The sequence below is a fragment of the Cylindrospermopsis raciborskii Cr2010 genome, from assembly GCF_003367075.2.
Lineage (GTDB): Bacteria > Cyanobacteriota > Cyanobacteriia > Cyanobacteriales > Nostocaceae > Raphidiopsis > Raphidiopsis raciborskii.
In genome coordinates, this window is sequence record NZ_CP065936.1 from 2,478,715 (window position 1) to 2,496,599 (window position 17,885).

Annotated in this window: 17 protein-coding genes and 1 tRNA gene; 5 read left to right on the forward strand and 13 right to left on the reverse strand. The window is 41.4% G+C overall.

Translation table 11 applies throughout. The features are described 5' to 3' along the window. Positions 1 to 105: 105 nt before the first annotated feature. Together C6N34_RS11275 and pedR are read right to left on the reverse strand one after the other, a co-directional pair. Positions 106 to 1,110, reverse strand: coding sequence for a glycosyltransferase (locus tag C6N34_RS11275; protein WP_057177495.1), 1,005 nt, complete (start codon positions 1,108 to 1,110; stop codon positions 106 to 108). Positions 1,111 to 1,204: 94 nt separating this feature from the next. Continuing rightward, entirely contained in the window at positions 1,205 to 1,498 is a 294-nt protein-coding gene (gene pedR / locus C6N34_RS11280) for a photosynthetic electron transport-dependent transcriptional regulator PedR (RefSeq protein WP_115538773.1), read from the reverse strand. A 221-nt stretch (positions 1,499 to 1,719) separates the two neighbouring features. On the opposite strand from pedR, the gene C6N34_RS11285 reads away from it, so the two are divergent. Then, the gene (locus C6N34_RS11285) at positions 1,720 to 2,700 is read left to right on the forward strand and encodes a carbohydrate kinase family protein (RefSeq protein ID WP_115538772.1); all 981 of its coding nucleotides are present in this window, start codon (positions 1,720 to 1,722) and stop codon (positions 2,698 to 2,700) included. Here the strand turns inward: C6N34_RS11285 and C6N34_RS11290 are convergent. Beyond that, a complete protein-coding gene (locus C6N34_RS11290) occupies positions 2,687 to 4,267 on the reverse strand; it encodes an AAA-like domain-containing protein (RefSeq protein WP_057177497.1) in 1,581 nt (526 codons plus the stop codon). The two genes, C6N34_RS11285 and C6N34_RS11290, sit on opposite strands and share 14 nt — an antisense overlap. 3 nt (positions 4,268 to 4,270) lie before the next feature. Continuing rightward, positions 4,271 to 5,629 (reverse strand): 3-phosphoshikimate 1-carboxyvinyltransferase, encoded by a 1,359-nt coding sequence (gene aroA / locus C6N34_RS11295; RefSeq protein WP_115538771.1) that lies wholly within the window; start codon positions 5,627 to 5,629, stop codon positions 4,271 to 4,273. 153 nt (positions 5,630 to 5,782) lie between these two features. Here aroA and C6N34_RS11300 point away from each other — a divergent pair, with 153 nt between their 5' ends. Beyond that, positions 5,783 to 6,295: a hypothetical protein gene (locus C6N34_RS11300; RefSeq protein WP_057177499.1), complete on the forward strand. Its 513-nt coding sequence runs from the start codon at positions 5,783 to 5,785 to the stop codon at positions 6,293 to 6,295. A gap of 9 nt (positions 6,296 to 6,304) precedes the next feature. Next, positions 6,305 to 7,837, forward strand: a complete 1,533-nt coding sequence (locus C6N34_RS11305) for a thymidylate synthase (RefSeq protein ID WP_115538770.1) — start codon at positions 6,305 to 6,307, stop codon at positions 7,835 to 7,837. On the opposite strand, the gene C6N34_RS11310 is transcribed toward C6N34_RS11305, so the two are convergent. Beyond that, positions 7,834 to 8,844, reverse strand: a complete 1,011-nt coding sequence (locus tag C6N34_RS11310; RefSeq protein ID WP_057177501.1) for an NAD-dependent epimerase — start codon at positions 8,842 to 8,844, stop codon at positions 7,834 to 7,836. The two genes, C6N34_RS11305 and C6N34_RS11310, sit on opposite strands and share 4 nt — an antisense overlap. Positions 8,845 to 8,925: 81 nt before the next feature. Then, positions 8,926 to 8,998, reverse strand: a tRNA-Glu gene (locus tag C6N34_RS11315). Between the two features lie 331 nt (positions 8,999 to 9,329). Between C6N34_RS11315 and C6N34_RS11320 the strand changes: the two genes are divergently transcribed. Next, positions 9,330 to 11,222: a cation:proton antiporter gene (locus tag C6N34_RS11320; RefSeq protein WP_057177502.1), complete on the forward strand. Its 1,893-nt coding sequence runs from the start codon at positions 9,330 to 9,332 to the stop codon at positions 11,220 to 11,222. 204 nt (positions 11,223 to 11,426) lie between these two features. Continuing rightward, on the forward strand, positions 11,427 to 12,674 hold the full coding sequence (locus C6N34_RS11325) for an energy transducer TonB (RefSeq protein ID WP_057177503.1): 1,248 nt from the start codon (positions 11,427 to 11,429) through the stop codon (positions 12,672 to 12,674). A 66-nt stretch (positions 12,675 to 12,740) separates the two neighbouring features. On the opposite strand, the gene C6N34_RS11330 is transcribed toward C6N34_RS11325, so the two are convergent. The 7 genes from C6N34_RS11330 to leuB form a co-directional block, all read right to left on the reverse strand. Beyond that, positions 12,741 to 13,097: a c-type cytochrome gene (locus tag C6N34_RS11330; protein WP_115538769.1), complete on the reverse strand. Its 357-nt coding sequence runs from the start codon at positions 13,095 to 13,097 to the stop codon at positions 12,741 to 12,743. Between the two features lie 102 nt (positions 13,098 to 13,199). After that, positions 13,200 to 13,619: a plastocyanin gene (gene petE, locus C6N34_RS11335; RefSeq protein ID WP_115538768.1), complete on the reverse strand. Its 420-nt coding sequence runs from the start codon at positions 13,617 to 13,619 to the stop codon at positions 13,200 to 13,202. Positions 13,620 to 13,922: 303 nt separating this feature from the next. Then, on the reverse strand, positions 13,923 to 14,414 hold the full coding sequence (gene psbV / locus C6N34_RS11340) for a photosystem II cytochrome c-550 (RefSeq protein ID WP_040008552.1): 492 nt from the start codon (positions 14,412 to 14,414) through the stop codon (positions 13,923 to 13,925). A 128-nt stretch (positions 14,415 to 14,542) separates the two neighbouring features. Beyond that, complete coding sequence (accD, locus tag C6N34_RS11345; RefSeq protein WP_006276581.1) at positions 14,543 to 15,469, reverse strand: acetyl-CoA carboxylase, carboxyltransferase subunit beta; 927 nt, start codon at positions 15,467 to 15,469, stop codon at positions 14,543 to 14,545. Positions 15,470 to 15,568: 99 nt separating this feature from the next. Beyond that, positions 15,569 to 16,384: a prepilin peptidase gene (locus C6N34_RS11350; RefSeq protein ID WP_115538767.1), complete on the reverse strand. Its 816-nt coding sequence runs from the start codon at positions 16,382 to 16,384 to the stop codon at positions 15,569 to 15,571. Between the two features lie 23 nt (positions 16,385 to 16,407). Continuing rightward, positions 16,408 to 16,668 carry a hypothetical protein gene (locus C6N34_RS11355; RefSeq protein WP_006276579.1) on the reverse strand — a complete coding sequence of 87 codons (261 nt, stop codon included), beginning with the start codon at positions 16,666 to 16,668 and terminating at the stop codon, positions 16,408 to 16,410. Between the two features lie 113 nt (positions 16,669 to 16,781). Then, positions 16,782 to 17,873 (reverse strand): 3-isopropylmalate dehydrogenase, encoded by a 1,092-nt coding sequence (gene leuB / locus C6N34_RS11360; RefSeq protein WP_115538766.1) that lies wholly within the window; start codon positions 17,871 to 17,873, stop codon positions 16,782 to 16,784. Positions 17,874 to 17,885 lie beyond the last annotated feature (12 nt).

The window sequence follows — 17,885 nt, forward strand, 5'->3', positions numbered from 1 at the left end:
AGAGTGGGTTTTTTACCCATTTTACCTATTTATCAGGTCTTCGGGGATCAATTGTTATCAAATTATAACATTTACTCCCGGTTCAGGGATAGTTTTGTTAGGAAATTATGACATTCTACCCAAACAGCTTTGGATAAATTTGCCGTAGACCCTTTTCATCAATAAAGTTGCCAATCGGAATTTAGTGAGTTGGGGAATAGTAGATAATTGATGGCTTTGATGGTCAAAAAAGTGGTTAATTTCCGATAGGATTACTAAAAGTCGTGCTGTGATGCTTTCAGTTCGATGCTCAGACAAAACTTGATTAGACAAAGTTAAATGAACTGAGGAATCCAATATTTTTATAATGCGTTGTAAATCATACTCAATAGAATAACCAGCTATTTTATAGCAATTAAATGCGGGATCTAAATAATCTGAAAGACCACCGTTAATACTAGAAAAAACCTGACAACCACATGCTAAAGCTTCCATGGGTTGTAACCCAAAGCCTTCAGTAACAGACTGTTGGGCCCAGTATTCCGCAGAGTCATAAAGGTAAATCTTCGACCTATTGAATAGTCCTGGTAAATCTGGAACATAAGAATCCGCTACTAAAACCCGACATTTTTGTTGGAGTGCGGGAATTAATTGCTGGAGTAGATATTCTGAGGACTTGCGAGACTGGACTAGGACATCAATATCCCTGTCTAAATGAAGATTAGTAAACTCGTCAGAAATTTGATTAGGTAAGTAATAAATTAAATTATTGGGTGCTTTTTGTCCCCAGTATCCCATAGTATTGCGACTGACCGCAATAATAGGTATAGAAGATGGCAGATGAAATTTATATCCAGCACTGTGAGCATGATAGACCACATTGTATTTTTGCAGTTTACGTACCAATTTAGGAATGTCAAATCCCCAGCTAACCACAAAAATCACATCCTGCAAATTTGGGTTTGGGAGGAGATCGTCCAAAAACAGTAGGTTTTTTTCCCGTTGTCGATAGGTGACAACTTCTGCATTACAGATGTTGCGGACTAAACTAATGGTTTTTAACTCAGCCCAAAGACCACCACAGGCGAACTTACCATTTGTTCCCGGTAATAAAAAGTAAAGTTTTCTCATTTTTTTTATAGATGTCCCGTTCATGCTAAAATGCTTCTTTGGATTTATAGGCAGCTTTTTGATAGAGCAAACAGATGTTAGTTTGTCAAATCAATTAGCTGATATTTGAATCCTGTGAACCATTTGAGATATCGTAGTTAGGCAATGTACAACAATTAATATCATTTAAGCATACTTTTCCCCACTGTAAAGCCCAACGTACTAAAGCTACTCGGTTGTCTGTCCTGGTTTTGGTCAAGATATTGCTAATGTGGTTATCAACCGTACGTTTACTAATTTCCAACTTTGCTGCAATTTCTTGGTTAGTTAAGCCTGCGGCCACCAAGTCGATGATTTGCAGTTCTCTATCTGAGAGAGTAACAGGGGTCCGAGACTCACTAGTAGCCATGATTTATAGATTTCTCCGTTAGTATTCCAAAGATTAACTCTGTTGGTAGTTAAAAATAGACAAATTTGTTATATTATTGCACCAAATATTCTAAAAGATAGGATAAATTTAAGATATAATTTAGTTGTTTGATCATATTGAACAGACTAAAAATAGTGAACTCTATTGTTTTTGAATCCATTCCTACAGACTCCCCAACTAGGTCATTTATCTAAAGTCAGATGAGTAATTCCAGTGTTTTGTGTCTTGGCGAGATTTTATTTGATTGTCTAGCTGATCAAATAGGTCTAAAATTAGAAGAAGTGAACTCCTGGACTCCTTACCCGGGGGGAGCTCCTGCTAATGTGGCCTGTGCTTTGGTTAAACTAGGAACAAAAGCAGGATTTATCGGTGCTGTAGGACAGGATGAACCAGGTGACACCCTGGTAAAACTCCTGGGAGATGTAGGTGTAGATACTAGAGGTGTTCAACGCCATCCTACAGCTCCTACCCGTCAAGTTTATGTGGTTAGAGACTTGAATGGCGATCGCACTTTTGCTGGATTTGGTAAATATCATACCAGGGAGTTTGCTGACACCTGCTTAAAGGCCAGTGATTTACCTGAAGAGTTGTTTAACGAAGCGGATTTTTTAGTCTTGGGAACATTAGAATTGGCCTACCCCGAAAGTGAAGCCGCTACTCATCAAGCTTTAAAACTAGCGGAACGGTATGACTTAAAGATTATTTTGGATGTGAATTGGCGACCTGTGTTTTGGCAAGACAGCGAGTTAGCAAAGCAGAAGATTCACCAAATATTACCCAATTGTGATTTTATCAAGCTGACTAAAGAAGAGGGCGAGTGGCTATTTAATACTAGTGATGCCGGGGCAATTACTTATAGAATTAACTCTTTAGAAGGGGTTTTAGTAACAGATGGAGAAAATGGTTGTTCCTATTGTTTGGCGGAAAATGAGGGCAAACTACCAGCCTTTTCCGTACCCGTGGTGGATACCACTGGTGCGGGAGATAGTTTTTTGGCTGGGTTTGTCCATCAGTTAAACCAGTATGGCATTCAAGCTTTAAGCGATCCGCAAATTGCCAAATCTGTTATTACCTATGCCAGTGCGGTAGGTGCCATGACTACTATCAACCCAGGAGCGATCGCATCTCAACCAACTGCACAGGAAGTAGAGACTTTTCTCCATCGATTTAACCCCGAATGACAACGATTGCTCTACCCCCTGGACTGACCACTTCTTCTGTAGTCGTGCGTTCTTCAATGGGAAGTAAACCAGGACGGCGATCGAAGATGACTAACCAACCCGTATGGAGTCCCAGTCCCGCGAGATATTTGTCTAACTGTTGGAGTCCCTGGGGGAGTGGATCTTTCTTACCCGGTTTCCACACCTTCAGTTCCATCCCCATCACCACTGCACCGTAGCGCAAACAAATATCCATGCGACCTGAGCCGATCGCGTACTCCCGCTCTAACCTACCGCCACCATTCAGTACGCGATGCAAAAACGCCATTAACACCAGATGAGGAGCAATTTCATGGTAAGGCGCACTTTTCAAAAGAGGTTCCCCATGTTGTCGCCAAAAGTCCAGAAAAGACCCCAGTAGTGCCTCTGGATTCAGGCTACGATCAGGGTTTAGCCAATGGGGATTAAGAGAAGGTGCAGGTAAGGAAGCAGTGGTTACATAAGCCAGCACCCTGGGAATAATCTCTTTGTAAATTGGGTTAGCTACTTGCAAGCCACTGCCATTTTGCAAGCGGCAAAGTCCTAAATCCAGTAACAGTTGTACATCATCCTCTGGTATATTCCCCAGTTCATCACCAGATAACATGGGTTCAAAAATAGCCTGAATTTCAGGCTCTCGCAACCGCTTCACTAAGCTATCTAGGTGGGTTTCTTGACGTTGAATAATCAATTCCTTCGCCTGAGCAACCTCTGCAACGGTAATGGGCTGAGTGGGATCAGTGACTAAGACTTCCACCAGTTGACGAGCGATCGCATTGACTAACCAGGGTTGCCCTTGGGTTAAATGAAACACTAACGCCACGGCTTCTGGTAAAAACACCTGTCCCGTTGCGTCCGTGTGTTGCTGGTAGAGAGTAGTCACCTCTGAAAGGGTGAAGTTACTGAGGGTAAAGGACTCTAGTTTTATATTAAAGGGGCTAGCAGTATTGAGGCGAAAACTACCACCAGAAGCAACCTTGTAATCCCGTACATCTCGCACCCCAATCAAGGCTAGGGAATGGGGAAAACCGTGGGGACGGAGGGGAAAACCGGCTCGTAACTGTCGCAGCACTGTAATCAGGGTTTCATCTTCCAGACTGTCAATTTCATCTAAAAAGACCACCAGAGGACGAGGAGAAGCGAGAGTCCAAGCCTGAAGATAGGTTTTAATATCCAAATCACTGGGGTCAAGTAAACCCATTTCTTCTTGAATGTCTCGCAACTTGGGTGGTTGTAGTTCCCCAGGTAAAGTTACCTTAGTCGTGCCAATCCAACTCCGAATAATATATTTTTCAGCCAGTATAGGGTCATGTTTGAAGGCGGATCCGGTTTCTACTGACAGAACAATCGCTGTGTAGTTACCACTTTCTGTTAACTGCTGTGCGAGGGTCATCATAGCAGTGGTTTTTCCCGTTTGACGGGGAGCATGAATGACAAAATAACCTCGCTGATCAATCAGGTTCCCTAAGGTGGGAAGACGATCGAGGGATGAAAGCATATAGTGGATGTCGGATTGGCAGGGGCCAGCGGTGTTAAAGTGTTTGGGCATGGTTTAGCAATGTCGATGACAAACTTCTACTAATGTGCTGGTAAAATTAGGATAGGAAATAGCTGCTGCTTCAGCACGATGAATGGTAGTAGTACCAAGAGCATTTAAAGCTGCGATCGCCAAACTCATGCCAATTCTATGATCTGTATAACTATCCACCTCCGTACCTACTAAAGTAGTACCACCAATAATTTCCATACCATCAGGTAACTCAGTAACTCTAGCACCCATTTTATTCAACTGTTGTGCCATTACAGTAATGCGATCGCTCTCCTTGACTCGCAACTCTGCTGCATCTCTTATTATAGTTGTTCCCTTAGCAAAGGTAGCAGCAACGGACAAAATAGGAATTTCATCAATTAGTCTAGGTATAATATCGCCAGCAATGGTACAACTTTGTAGTTGACTAGAGCGCACATGCAAATCAGCAACAGGTTCTCCTGCGACTTCCCGCTGATTTTCTAATTGGATATTTGCTCCCATAATAGTCAAAGCTTCCAGAATTCCTGTGCGGGTGGGATTGACACCGACATTTTCTACCACTAAATCAGATCCAGGAACAATAGATCCAGCAACCAACCAAAAAGCAGCAGAGCTGATATCACCAGGAACAATCACCTTCTGACCATAAAGTTTAGCGTTACCCGTAATAGTCACACTATTGCTTCCTGGGTCTATGGTTAAATCCGCTCCAAAAGCCTTTAACATTCGTTCACTGTGATCTCGAGATAAAGCTGGCTCTGTTACCGTAGTTTTTCCTTCCGTGTTCAAACCAGCAAGAAGAATACAAGATTTGACCTGAGCTGAAGCAATGGGGGAGTGATAATGGATGGGTTTAAGAGATTGCCCTTGAATAGCTAAAGGTGCTAAAGTATTACCCTTTCTACCCCAGATTTGAGCTGACATTTGTTGTAAAGGCTTGACCACACGGGACATGGGACGCGATCGCAAGGAATCATCACCAGTCACAGCGAAAAATCTGCCAGGATGGGAAGCTAACAAACCCAACATTAGGCGAATAGTCGTACCCGAGTTGCCCGCATTTAAAACATCGAGAGGTTCTTGGAAATTCCCTAAACCAATACCCTTAACCCGCACCAACTGGGTGTTCAAATCAGAAATTTCCGCACCCAGAGAACGAAAACAGCTGGAGGTGCTGCGGGGATCCTCACCCAATAGCAGTCCTTGAATTTCCGTTTCTCCCTCAGCAATAGCTCCCAACATCAAAGCGCGATGAGAAATAGACTTATCACCGGGAACCTGAATGCGACCTTGTAGAGACAAATCGGAATCAGATCTGTGAATAATTAAGTTATGAGAACCAGTTTCTTGAGTTTCTAAGGTTATAATATCAGCTGACATTAGAGTACACTAGCTTTGGAATAGGTGGGAATTTTTCAGTCGCTTCTGTTGCTGTCACTGGTAAATTCCTCCCCAATATCCTACCCCTTTTTAGGTCCTAGTATCCAAGTTTCTAACAAAACATGCTCTCCCATATAGCTGCGGCGATTGATCATGCTCACTCATCACCACAAACCCGTTTGTTTATCTATTATTTCCACCGATTTACCAGTTTGGTCAGTGGTGGAAACTCCTGCTACCCTATATCAAAAAGATAGTGAAAGGTTTCACCTACTTCTAACAGCACCCCCCTTAATTAGTTGTGAAGCAGACAATATGTCCACTACGGAAAATGCGATCGCTCCCATCCACAAACATTTGCAAACCCCTCCCAGTCCCAGAGTTTTATGGTTAGAGATTTCACCCTACCGAATAACCATGACCATGCAGGGTAATACTCAAATCAGTTACAGGCATTTTTGGGAGAAAGGGGTTTATGGAATTAGTCGCTATTGGCTACCTCTGGAATCTTTACAACCATGCCAACCCATTCGCTTACGTAATTTTACCACTAATCTAAAATTAACTGGAAAAATTTTGCCAGAAAATTTACGGATTGAATATGAATTGTGGTCGCAAAAGTTGCAATTGGGTCGATACATTCTCAACTTGGAAATTCATCATTGATCTGTTCATATGACACCAGAAGTTAAAATGGATAGATTTAATTACATTGCAAAGTATAAAAGCAATCAATTGATTTACGGTCATGGAAACACAGCAGTAGTAACTGGTTGGACCGTAAAAGAAGCCCTATGTAAACGTCTACAACCATCCGAGTATGCAGTTATTGGACAGTTGTACTCATCAACTAGGGGGATAAATATATTAGTTCGCAATTTGTTGTTAAATCCCCATGTGCACTATTTAATAGTTATAAATGCTACTAAAGAAGATAAAAATGCTGGTGCTATAGAATGTTTGCTAGATTTTTTTGCTCATGGTGTGGAAGAAAATTTTAGTGCTAGTGGTCGCAGGTCTTGGGTAATTTGCTCTTCTATTACTGGATATATAGATATTGATATTGACCTGAATGCTTTAGAAAAACTACGTCACAGTATAGAGGTAGCAACAGCAAAATCAATTTCCCTAGCGGTGGAAAAAATTAAATATTACGCCCAAAAACCTATGATTGCTCCTTGGGGTATGGCACTAGAATTTCCCATATCTCAGTTTGAAACCACAATTTTACCGGGGGTACGCTACGGCCATAGAATAGAAGGTAAAACCATAGCTGAAACCTGGGTGAAGATTATCCATCGGATTAAAACCACAGGGATAATTAGACCTAGTGCTTATGATAGTCAATGGCAAGAATTAATCGATTTAATGGCAATTATCACCGATGAACCTGATGATTTTTATTTTCCTGAGCCTAATTATTTACCCATCGAAAGAAGCTATTTACCAGAATATATTTCCCAGGTTTTAGATGATGCTCCTGACCAAGAAGGTGTCAAATATACTTATGGGAAAAGATTACGTTCTTGGTTTGGCAAAGACCAAATTCAACAGGTCATTGATAAATTAATTAATGATCCTGATTCTGCTAGAGCAGTCATGTCTTTATGGGATGCGGTCAAGGATGAGCATGACAGTCCACCCTGTTTAAATCATATTTGGGTGAGAATAGTAGATGATCAATTATCTCTAACAGCAACATTCCGTAGTAATGATATGTTTTCTGCTTGGCCAGCCAATGGGATGGGATTAAGAGCTTTACAAAAATATATTTATGATGGCATTGTCCGGGGATCTGATATTCATCAGAACCTCCAACTTGGACCGTTAATTACTGTTAGTCAAAGTGCTCATATTTATGATGAATGCTGGGAACATGCAGAAAATGTAATTGCTTCCCACTACCACAAAATATGCCAAAAAAAGGATTACTATGACCCAGCTGGCAACTTTATTATTTACCTCCAAAATGGTAGCATTATAGTGGAGCATACTACTCCTAATTCAGGCGAAGTAGTTAATTGTTATTCTGGTAAATCCTCCACTCAACTCTCCCGAGAAATAACATTAAATTCTCCCGGACTACAAGTTGACCACGCTATGTATTTGGGTTCGGAATTACAAAAGGCCGAAATAGCTCTATCCAGTGACTATCACCTGATTTATCAACAGGATAAACCCTTGAAGTTTAGTCTGAACCCGGCTTAAACCTGATAGTATTCCCTATACCATTTAACAAACTGTCTCACTCCCACCTCGATAGGAGTATCAGGCTTAAAGTTAACGTCTTGAATTAAATCATCAACATCCGCATAGGTGATAGTCACATCTCCAGGTTGTAGGGGTAGCATATTTTTTTTGGCTTTTATCCCTAGGCACTGTTCTATAACTTCAATGAAGTGCATTAACTCTACCGGACTGTTATTGCCAATATTATATATTTTGTATGGCGCTCTACTGCTACCAGGATCAGGAATATCACTAACCCAGTTAGGATTGCTTTGAGGGATAGTATCTATAACTCTTACTACCCCTTCGATAATATCATCAATATAAGTGAAGTCACGCTTCATTTTACCATAATTAAAAACATCTATGGGCTGTCCGGATAAAATAGCTTTGGTAAATGAAAAGTAGGCCATATCTGGCCTTCCCCAAGGACCATAAACAGTAAAGAAGCGTAGTCCAGTAATGGGTAATTCATACAGATGACTGTAAGTATGTGCCATTAGCTCATTAGCTTTTTTAGTAGCTGCGTATAAACTAATAGGATGATCCACATTGTCATGGGTAGAAAATGGTATTTTGGTATTAGCTCCATAAACAGAGCTAGAGGAAGCAAATACTAAGTGTTTCACTCCATAGTGACGACAAGCTTCTAAAACATTAGTAAATCCTATGATATTACTATCAATATAAGCGTGAGGATTTTTTATGGAATATCTGACCCCAGCTTGAGCTGCTAGATTAACAACCACATCAAATTGGTGTTGGGCAAATAAATTGTTGACCCTCTCGCGATCAGCTAAATCTAGGGGGATGAAGCTAAATAGTTTATTGTGGGGTTCTAATTGCACCAATCGAGCTTGTTTTAAAGATACATCGTAGTAGCTGTTCAGATTGTCAATTCCTACCACATAGTCACCCCGATTTAATAGGTAGTTACTCAGATGGAATCCAATAAAGCCTGCTGCGCCAGTAACTAAGATTTTCATAATACTTCCTAATGATAATAATGGTTATCCCCCATGAACATAGATATTGTTATTATATGGTTTAATTGTTATATACTTATATACCCCCAGGGGAATTCGAATCCCCGTTACCTCCGTGAAAGGGAGATGTCCTAGGCCTCTAGACGATGGGGGCGCTGGACTTCACTGTTATTAACCTACCCTATTATTTCGGGAATGTCAACTAGTTTAAGAAAAATTTTTTTTGCTAACTTTTTTGGGTAAGAGTAAACCTCTTAATTGCAGCAATTGCACATCTTTCAATCCAAGATTTCCTCACATTTCCGACATAATATGCCCAGCGGGTGGCTAAATCCGGAAAAAACATGTAATATAGGGAGCCAAGTAGAAAAAACGCCCTCGGATTCGTCATGACGGGAATGTTATTTAGACTTGTAAACTTACACTTGTAACTATTGAAGAGGTTAATTAAAGGATTTTGAGGCCAAGATCACAAAATCCACAACATGGAAACATCTTTTCAAATCACTTTACAAATGGTACTAACGGTTCTGGTAGGTATTAGTGCCCAGGTGATGGCTGCACACTTCCGTCTGCCAAGTATCGTACTACTACTCCTCTTGGGCATCATCCTGGGTAATGATGGTGTGGGAATATTACATCCTCAATTATTAGGTATCGGATTAGAAGTGATTGTCTCCCTAGCAACGGCAATCATCTTATTTGAAGGTGGACTGAAATTGGACTTCCGTGAGGTGGGTAGGGTTTCAGTGAGTTTGCAACTGTTAGTAACCCTGGGGACTTTAATTACCTTGCTGGGTGGGAGTATGGCAGCCCATTGGCTAGGAGAATTTCCCTGGAACTTGGCCTTTCTTTACGCCTCCATAGTTGTAGTTACTGGACCAACTGTTATTGGACCATTAGTTAAACAAATTAATGTAGATAAGCAAGTTGCTACCCTATTAGAAGGGGAAGGGGTTTTAATTGATCCTGTGGGGGCAATTTTGGCTTATGTGGTGCTGGATACCATTGTTAATGGCGATCCGGATCCCATGGGAGCAATTATGGGTCTAATAATGCGACTGGGTGTGGGAGGGATTATTGGAGTTCTAGGCGGTTTAGTCATGAGCATGGTCTTCAAACGTGCCAACTTCCTCTCCTTTGAACTGAAAAATCTGGTAGTTTTAGCATTGCTATGGGGTCTGTTTACCATGGCGCAAGCCATCCGCAGCGAATCTGGGGTAATGACCACAGTTGTAGCGGGTGCGGTATTTGCTAACTCATCCGTTCCCGAAGAACGCTTATTACGCAGCTTTAAAAATCAACTGACAATTCTGGGCGTTTCCGTACTGTTTATTTTATTGGCAGCGGATTTATCTATTGCTAGTGTTTTTGCCCTAGGTTGGGGCAGTTTATTTACCGTCCTGGTATTAATGTTTGTAGTGCGTCCAATTAATATTCTTTTGTGTACTTGGAATAGTGGTCTGAATTGGCGGCAAAAGTTGTTTTTAAGTTGGGTTGCTCCCAGGGGAATAGTTTCCGCCTCTGTAGCTTCATTATTTGCCATTTCCCTAACCCAACATGGAATTAATGGTGGAGATGCCATTAAGGCTTTAGTATTTCTGACTATTATTATGACTGTTTTTTGTCAGGGTTTAACAGCTTCATGGCTCGTGAAATGCCTAGGAATTACTTCAGAAAATTTAACAGGAGCCTTGATAGTTGGCTGTAATCCCCTCAGTTTGCTGATTGCTCGCTTTTTCCAGGAACGGGGAGAGAAGGTAGTAATAATTGATACTGATTCAGAATATTTAGCTCAGGCGGAAGCTCAAAACTTGCCTGTGGTTGTGAATAGTGCTTTAGATGCTCAGGTTTTAGAAAATGCGGGTATTGCTAAAATAGGTACATTCATAGCAATGACTAACAATGGAGAAGTGAATTTTGTTTTGTCCCAGCGGGCAGCAGAAGAGTTCAATCCACCTCGAGTTTTGGCCATATTCCCCCGAGATCCTCATGGTAATGTTTCAGTTCATAGTAGGGTCAGTCAGGCTTTTGTTTCTGACCTACCAATAAAAACCTGGAATGAGTATTTGAGCGGTGGTAGGGTGAAATTGGGAAATACAACTTTAAACGAAGAAGAATTTGAAAGTCAACAGCAGCATATTCAGGAAAAGATTCGCACTGGCGTACTAGTGCCCTTGTTATTGGAAAGAGAAGAAAGGTTACAGGTAATATCGGTGAATGAAACTTGGGAAGTGGGCGATCGCATTATTTATCTGTTGTATGATTCCCGACCAAGTCTGTTAAAACTTCTCTCTGGATCCAGTCAGTCCGGGGTTTTAGCCTTAGAAACTTTACCAGAGGTGGAGGAAAAAATGCCTATGAGCAAATTCTTTTGATAGGTTGATAGGTGGACAGTTATTATTTGTAGAATAGATGAAGCCACATTTGGAAAATGGGAATATAATTTAAGAAATCAAGTTTCTAGTTGGGCATGGCACAAATGGCTGTGACTGCAAACCCCAAGTAAGTTATGTTAGTTGCCCGCCTTTTGCCTGCTGGAACTAGCTGACAGCAACTAAGTCGAGTGAACGATTCAGATTATGTCTTACGTCTCCGTCCTGAAAAGCATTCCAGAAATATTAGGCCAGCCCACAGGAATAGCTGCCATAGCTTCTCTTGGTATCCATGGGGCTATTGCCTTGATTGTGCCATTAATGCCCATTGATTCTAATCACAATCAGACTGCACGAACTGACACGACTAAGGCTGTGGGACTAATGGAATTGAGTCCTGCTGACCAAAATAGACTGCCACAGTCTACTTCAGCCCAAATAGCCGCCCAGCTCCCCCAACTGGCCTTACAATCCCAAATTCCCCTGGGTGGTTTGAGTGTTGCTGGACAAGAACCTCCTGTTCAGCCAGTTTTACCCCCTCCCCTCTTACCTCCTATCCCTACCTCTTCTTCTAACTATAATCTTTCTGTATTGCCTCAAAGGCAATCACTGCCAAGGATCCCCGCCACTAGTGTAGATAAAGCTAGTAATTTACGCTTCAAAGATAAATTTTCCCCTTCATCAACATCTGCTTTTGTCAATAATATAGATGCCCAAATTAGACTAAATCAATCCAATGATAGTAAATCACCACAAGCTGATAACCAAGTAACCACGGAAATACCAAGTGAGCCTTTAAATAATCCTTCTACTGCTAAGATTGATAGTGACCCTAGTGGCGGTGCGCAAGACACTGGGGTAATAGCTCAAAACCAGTCCCCAGCTAACTTTAATCCACAGCAAAATGTAGCTGATTCCAATCCATCTTCTCCTTCACCTACTGCAGGCCAGTTAGGTGGGCCCCTTGCGGTTGTTCCAGACAAGCCAGTTCCAGATATTCCTACAAAGTTACAGGAACAAGCGCCTAGTTTGCCTAGTTCCCAACCAGAAGTGCAAAACCCTGTATCTCAAGGGAATGATGCCAGAACTCAAAAAAGACAACAATTACTCGCTAGGTTGGAATCCTATAACAAACTCAGACAAACCATTCTTAAGGAATACCCTAATTCTAAAGAACAGTACCCAATCCGCCAAAGTGTGTCTGTGAACAACCGGGATATGGAAGGTGTAGTTTTCGGTCGTTTGGTTGTGGACCCTGATGGCAAGGTTTTGGATATTAAGTTTCAAGACCAATCGGTGTCTCCCCAACTCCAATCTCAAACCCGGGAGTTTTTTAACGCCAATCCCCCTAAAGGTGAACAGAACATTAGTTCTTATCCTTTCCAACTCCGTTTCAATTTGGTCAATAATGCCAGTGAGAACGTTCCTCAAACTCAGGGCGCAACCCCAAAGTAGGTAGGTAAAATGAGCATGGCTTGTTTAGTGGTGGTCATCACATCATAGTTTTGATCTCCACTAAATCTACCATCCTGTTTCTGCCATTTGAAAAACATAGAGACCCACCTCTAGAATTTCTTCCTTGGTTAACTTGTTCTTAAAAGCAGGCATGGCACTTTTCCCATTCTGAATTTGATTCACAATCGCTCCAATAGGGTCAGTGTCATAGTTTTCTAAGTATTTTTGCATGGCTGATGTTTTCAGAGTCTTATTTTCAACAAGTATGTTACCACCCCCTACATGGCAGGAAGCACATTCGGTCTTAAAAATAGCATGACCTCTACTTGTTTCTGCTGATAAGACTGGTTCGATAATAAGTGTGAAGCTAAAAAATACAACGATCGCTAGAATTAAAACTAATAACGGTAGAGGTCTAGACAAGAAATTTTCCTCCCAATAATCACTATTTGATTATACGTCAATGGCACGCTGGGCGTGCCATAAATTCACTCTAACCGTTTTTAAAAACCGAAGCTATATCTTTTAGCTAGCAACAGTTATTTTACCCGCCATACCAGCGCCACGGTGGGGAGCACAGTAAAAGGTATAGTCACCAACAGGTGCATCCGCTGGAAAAGTTGTGGTCGCACTTTGACTAGTATTCAACAATAATTTAGTGTGGGACAAGGATTTGGCTAAGACTTTATCCTTACCAGGGTTTTTAACGGGATCAAATACAATGTTATGGGGGGGAACTTTATTGTTAACCCATTTGATTGTGTCCCCGGGTTTAATTGTTAACTTACTGGGTTCAAATTTTAAGAGTCCTCTGTCAGTACCTAGTTTGATGGTGTAGGTTTCAGCTGATGCGGTGGGGGTAAACAGGACTAAGGTGCTAACGGCTAGAACCAAAGTCAGCACAGTCAAGGTTAAACGCTTCCAATTTGCCATGATTAGTTTCATAATTCTCTCCCGAGATATAGTTTTATTTTTCCAATCTCATGTTATCTATATTTAACACTAAATATGACAGCTTGTCATATAAAAATTTATTTTTCCGGTTATTTTTTATGGATTTAGCCAGCTGCAAGGGATAAACGCTTTTTTTTAGTTGTACTTATTAAATAATTCCTAGACCGGAGTTCGTGGAGCAGATGAGAATTTAATCAAGTTAAACCCCCATACTCTTAGCAAATCAGGACTAGGAACTAAAACTATTTTAAAACAAAAATGTGCGCATTAGAGAAAGCTACCGACTAGAGATGTTTAGTAGTATATTTTACCACCACCCCAGCGAGTACCAACGACTTTGGGTTGGATAAGAATGTAGGCCGATATCTCTTTTAAATCATCCTCTGTGAGGTTTTTCATTTCCGTAAAGATATCCGCGCTCTTGAGACCAGGATGTATTTCCGATATATCCTCTTCACCATCGTAAGTTTTAGGTTCCTTGAGAAAGTCCACCAATCCTTCAATGTTGTCACGTGCTGGGACAGCACCCGCCAAAGCTTCTGGTTCCAGACCCACATTCTGGTTGGTTTTAGTTACACCACCAGCATGACATTGAGCACATGTGTCTTGAAATAGCCTTTTTCCTTCTTGTAACTGCTTAGGGCTAATAACTATTGTATCACCAGCTTCATTCAGTTTGACGGTTCTCGTGGCTTCATCTAGCTCTACTGCGGTTGCACTACCCATAAAAAGATGAAACGACAGCAAAACAGTAGCCAAAACAACGCTTATCAGTCTTATAAACATATTTCCCCATCATTAACATCAGCATGAATCAGTTTACCATTTAGGGGATTTCAGATTTCAGATTTTTGATTTATAGCTGGTGATTGATGGGTGGGGGTTGTGGCTATATTCCCACCCCGGTTTCAATTTTAGGTTCCAGCTAATAAAACCATATTTACTGCTGTGGGCACGGGTTGGTGTAAGGATATCAGTTGGGTTAGGATATGTTTTAACTGGGTTCGAGGAACAATTTCATCTACAAAACCGTGTTTTAGCAGATCTTCAGCGGTTTGAAAGTCTTCCGGGAGTTTTTCCCGCAGGGTTTGTTCAATTACCCTTCTACCAGCAAAACCGATGGTGGCCTTGGGTTCGGCAATAATTACATCCCCTAACATGGCAAAACTGGCAGTAACACCACCGGTGGTAGGATTGGTCAAGACGGGAATATATAGTAAACGGGCATCCTGATGACGCTGGAGAGCGGCAGAAATTTTAGCCATTTGCATTAAAGATAACATTCCCTCCTGCATTCTGGCACCACCAGATGTACAAACTATTACTACCGGATAGCGTCTTTGGGTGGCCTGCTCTATTAAACGGGTTAGTTTTTCCCCTACCACTGAACCCATACTCCCTCCCATAAAACGGAAGTCCATCACTCCTAAGGCAATGGGTAAACCGTTGATTTGTCCTAATCCGGTTTTGACCGCATCCGTTAACCCGATTTTTTCCTGGGTCTCTCGCAGGCGATCGCTATAGGGTTTGCGATCGCGAAAACCCAAAGGATCTGTGGGGCGTAAGTTTTCATCCATAGATGTCCAGGTATTGGCATCTATTAATTGTCTAATGCGTTCATCGCTATGGACACGATTATGATGACCACATTCTGAACAAACCATTTGATTAGCTTTGAGATCTTTAGTATAGGAAAGAACTCCGCATTCAGGACATTTGTGCCACAATCCATCAGCAATTTCTCGTTCCTGACGATCCAAATTTGTGTTCCCGGATTTACGACGATTTGCAAACCAATCTAATAAAGACTTTAAACCGCGGGATTCTTCGTTGTTTGCCATTGTTATCTTATGGTTGTTGAACTTTTATTAAGGGCTTTGATGAGATTTTCTGTCATTTCTCATCTCCTTTGAATTATATTACAACACATATATTTCACCTCAAGAATGGGATAGTACAAAGCGCAGGTAATGATCCAGGATGACCTCACCACCAAATATAGAAATCACCGATCCCCAGGCTAAAAACGGTCCAAAGGGCATTTTTTGTTCCATTTGACCATCACAGACAATAATTGCCCCAAAACCTACTAACACCCCAGAAAAGCAGGCTATAAAACTAGCTACTAATAAGTATTGCCAACCCAGCCAAGCACCCATCATTGCTGCTAGTTTACCATCACCACCACCCATAACTGGTTTGCCATAAAACAGAAATCCCAAGCTAGCAATAATGTCAAACAACCATAAACCTAAAACCATACCACCTATTCCCCACATTAACTGCCCAATGGTGCCATACCAGGTGTTATGTGCTACATAACCTAAGGTGGTTTGAAATATTAAACCCAATACTAGTCCTGATTTAGTCAGACTACCTGGTAGGGTCATTGTCTCCCAGTCTATTAGGGATAAAGCTAGTAACCAACTACAAAAAACCCAATAGCCAATAGTTGGCAGTGAAAATTGAAACACCCAAAATACGATTAAAAATATTATTCCGGTCAACAACTCTACTAGGGGATAACCATAGGAAATTTTACCTTGACAATCAGCGCATTTTCCTCTTAACCATAGCCAGCCTAAAATGGGCAAGTTATGATAAACCTTTAATGGACTCAAGCAATGAGGACAATGGGAAGAAGGCCATAGCAATGACAATCCTCTGGGTAGTCGGTAAACCACCACATTGATAAAGCTACCAACGCATGCACCTAATACTAAAACAATGATACTGCTAGGCACTAAAGTTAGCATGATATCAACATCTAATTACTGGTTTAGTAGACACAAGACTCTATTTGTTGTAAAGGTATAAAACACTCCTGAGGTAAAAGAATCGGTTGTTGGGTAAAAATGACCTTACCCCTATAGGTTGTGCGACTAATCGCCACCCCTGATACTTGACCGATAATTTCTGGATGGACTTGAGAATAAGTGTGATAAATTTGCCCTGCAGCTTTAATCACGGCGGGATCGATCAAAGCAGTTTGGTTGGGTTGGACACTGAAACTATTGAGATCTGGTTGTGAAAGGTACACTGGAACCCTTTGGTTATTATATAGATGGAGTTAGATTTGGTTTTAGTTTATCGGAAACCTTTAGCAAGTAACGCTAAATTTTTCCTCATGGACTATCTAACTATATAGACCATTTAACTATTTTTTTCCAGAATGTCCATTAAAGCGTCACCCATAGCTCTACACCCTAAAAGATTCATTCCTGGAGACATAATATCTCCTGTGCGATCGCCTTGTTGTAAAACCTGTAACACTGCGTTTTCTATGCTGTCTGCTGCTGCTGGTTGGTTTAACCCATAGCGTAACATCATAGCCGCACTTAGGACTTGTGCTAGAGGATTGGCTTTGTCTTGTCCTGCAATATCAGGAGCAGAACCATGGACGGGTTCATACACACCTGGACCGGAAGATCCTAAGCTAGCTGATGGCAACATGCCTATACTACCGGTTAGCATAGCTGCTGCATCGGAGAGAATATCACCAAAAAGGTTGCCAGTGACAATAGTATCAAACTGCTTGGGGGCTCGAACTAATTGCATGGCAGCATTATCTACGTATAAGTGGGATAACTCTACTTGGGGGTATTCCGGAGCCAATTTATTCATCCCCTCTCGCCACAACTGAGATACTTCCAACACATTAGCTTTGTCAACTGAGCAAAGTTTGCCACCTCGTTTTTGTGCTGTTTCAAAAGCAACTTTGGCAATTCTTTCTATTTCTGATTCACTGTAAACCATCGTATTTACACCACGTTTTTCTCCTGTTTCTGTAGTGAAAATACCTTTGGGTTTACCAAAATAAATCCCCCCTGTGAGTTCTCGTACCACCATGATATCCACACCCTCCACTACTTCCGGTTTGAGGGTGGAAGCACCTATTAACTGAGGGATTATTTTTGCGGGTCTTAAATTGGCAAATAGTTCTAACCCAGCTCTCAATCCCAATAGTCCTGCTTCAGGACGTTTATTTGCAGGTAAAGAGTCCCATTTATAACCACCTATAGCAGCCAATAAAACTGCATCACTGCGCCCACAGGTCTCCAGGGTATGGGATGGTAGAGGTTCTCCGGTTTCGTCGATCGCTGCACCACCGATTAGAGCAGTTTCAAACTGAAAATTCAAGTTGAATTGCTTACCAACCAGTTTTAGTACATCCACCGCTACTTCCATAATTTCAGGACCAATACCATCGCCAGGAAGTAGGGTAATACTATATTTTTGGGTCATAATTAAGGTTAG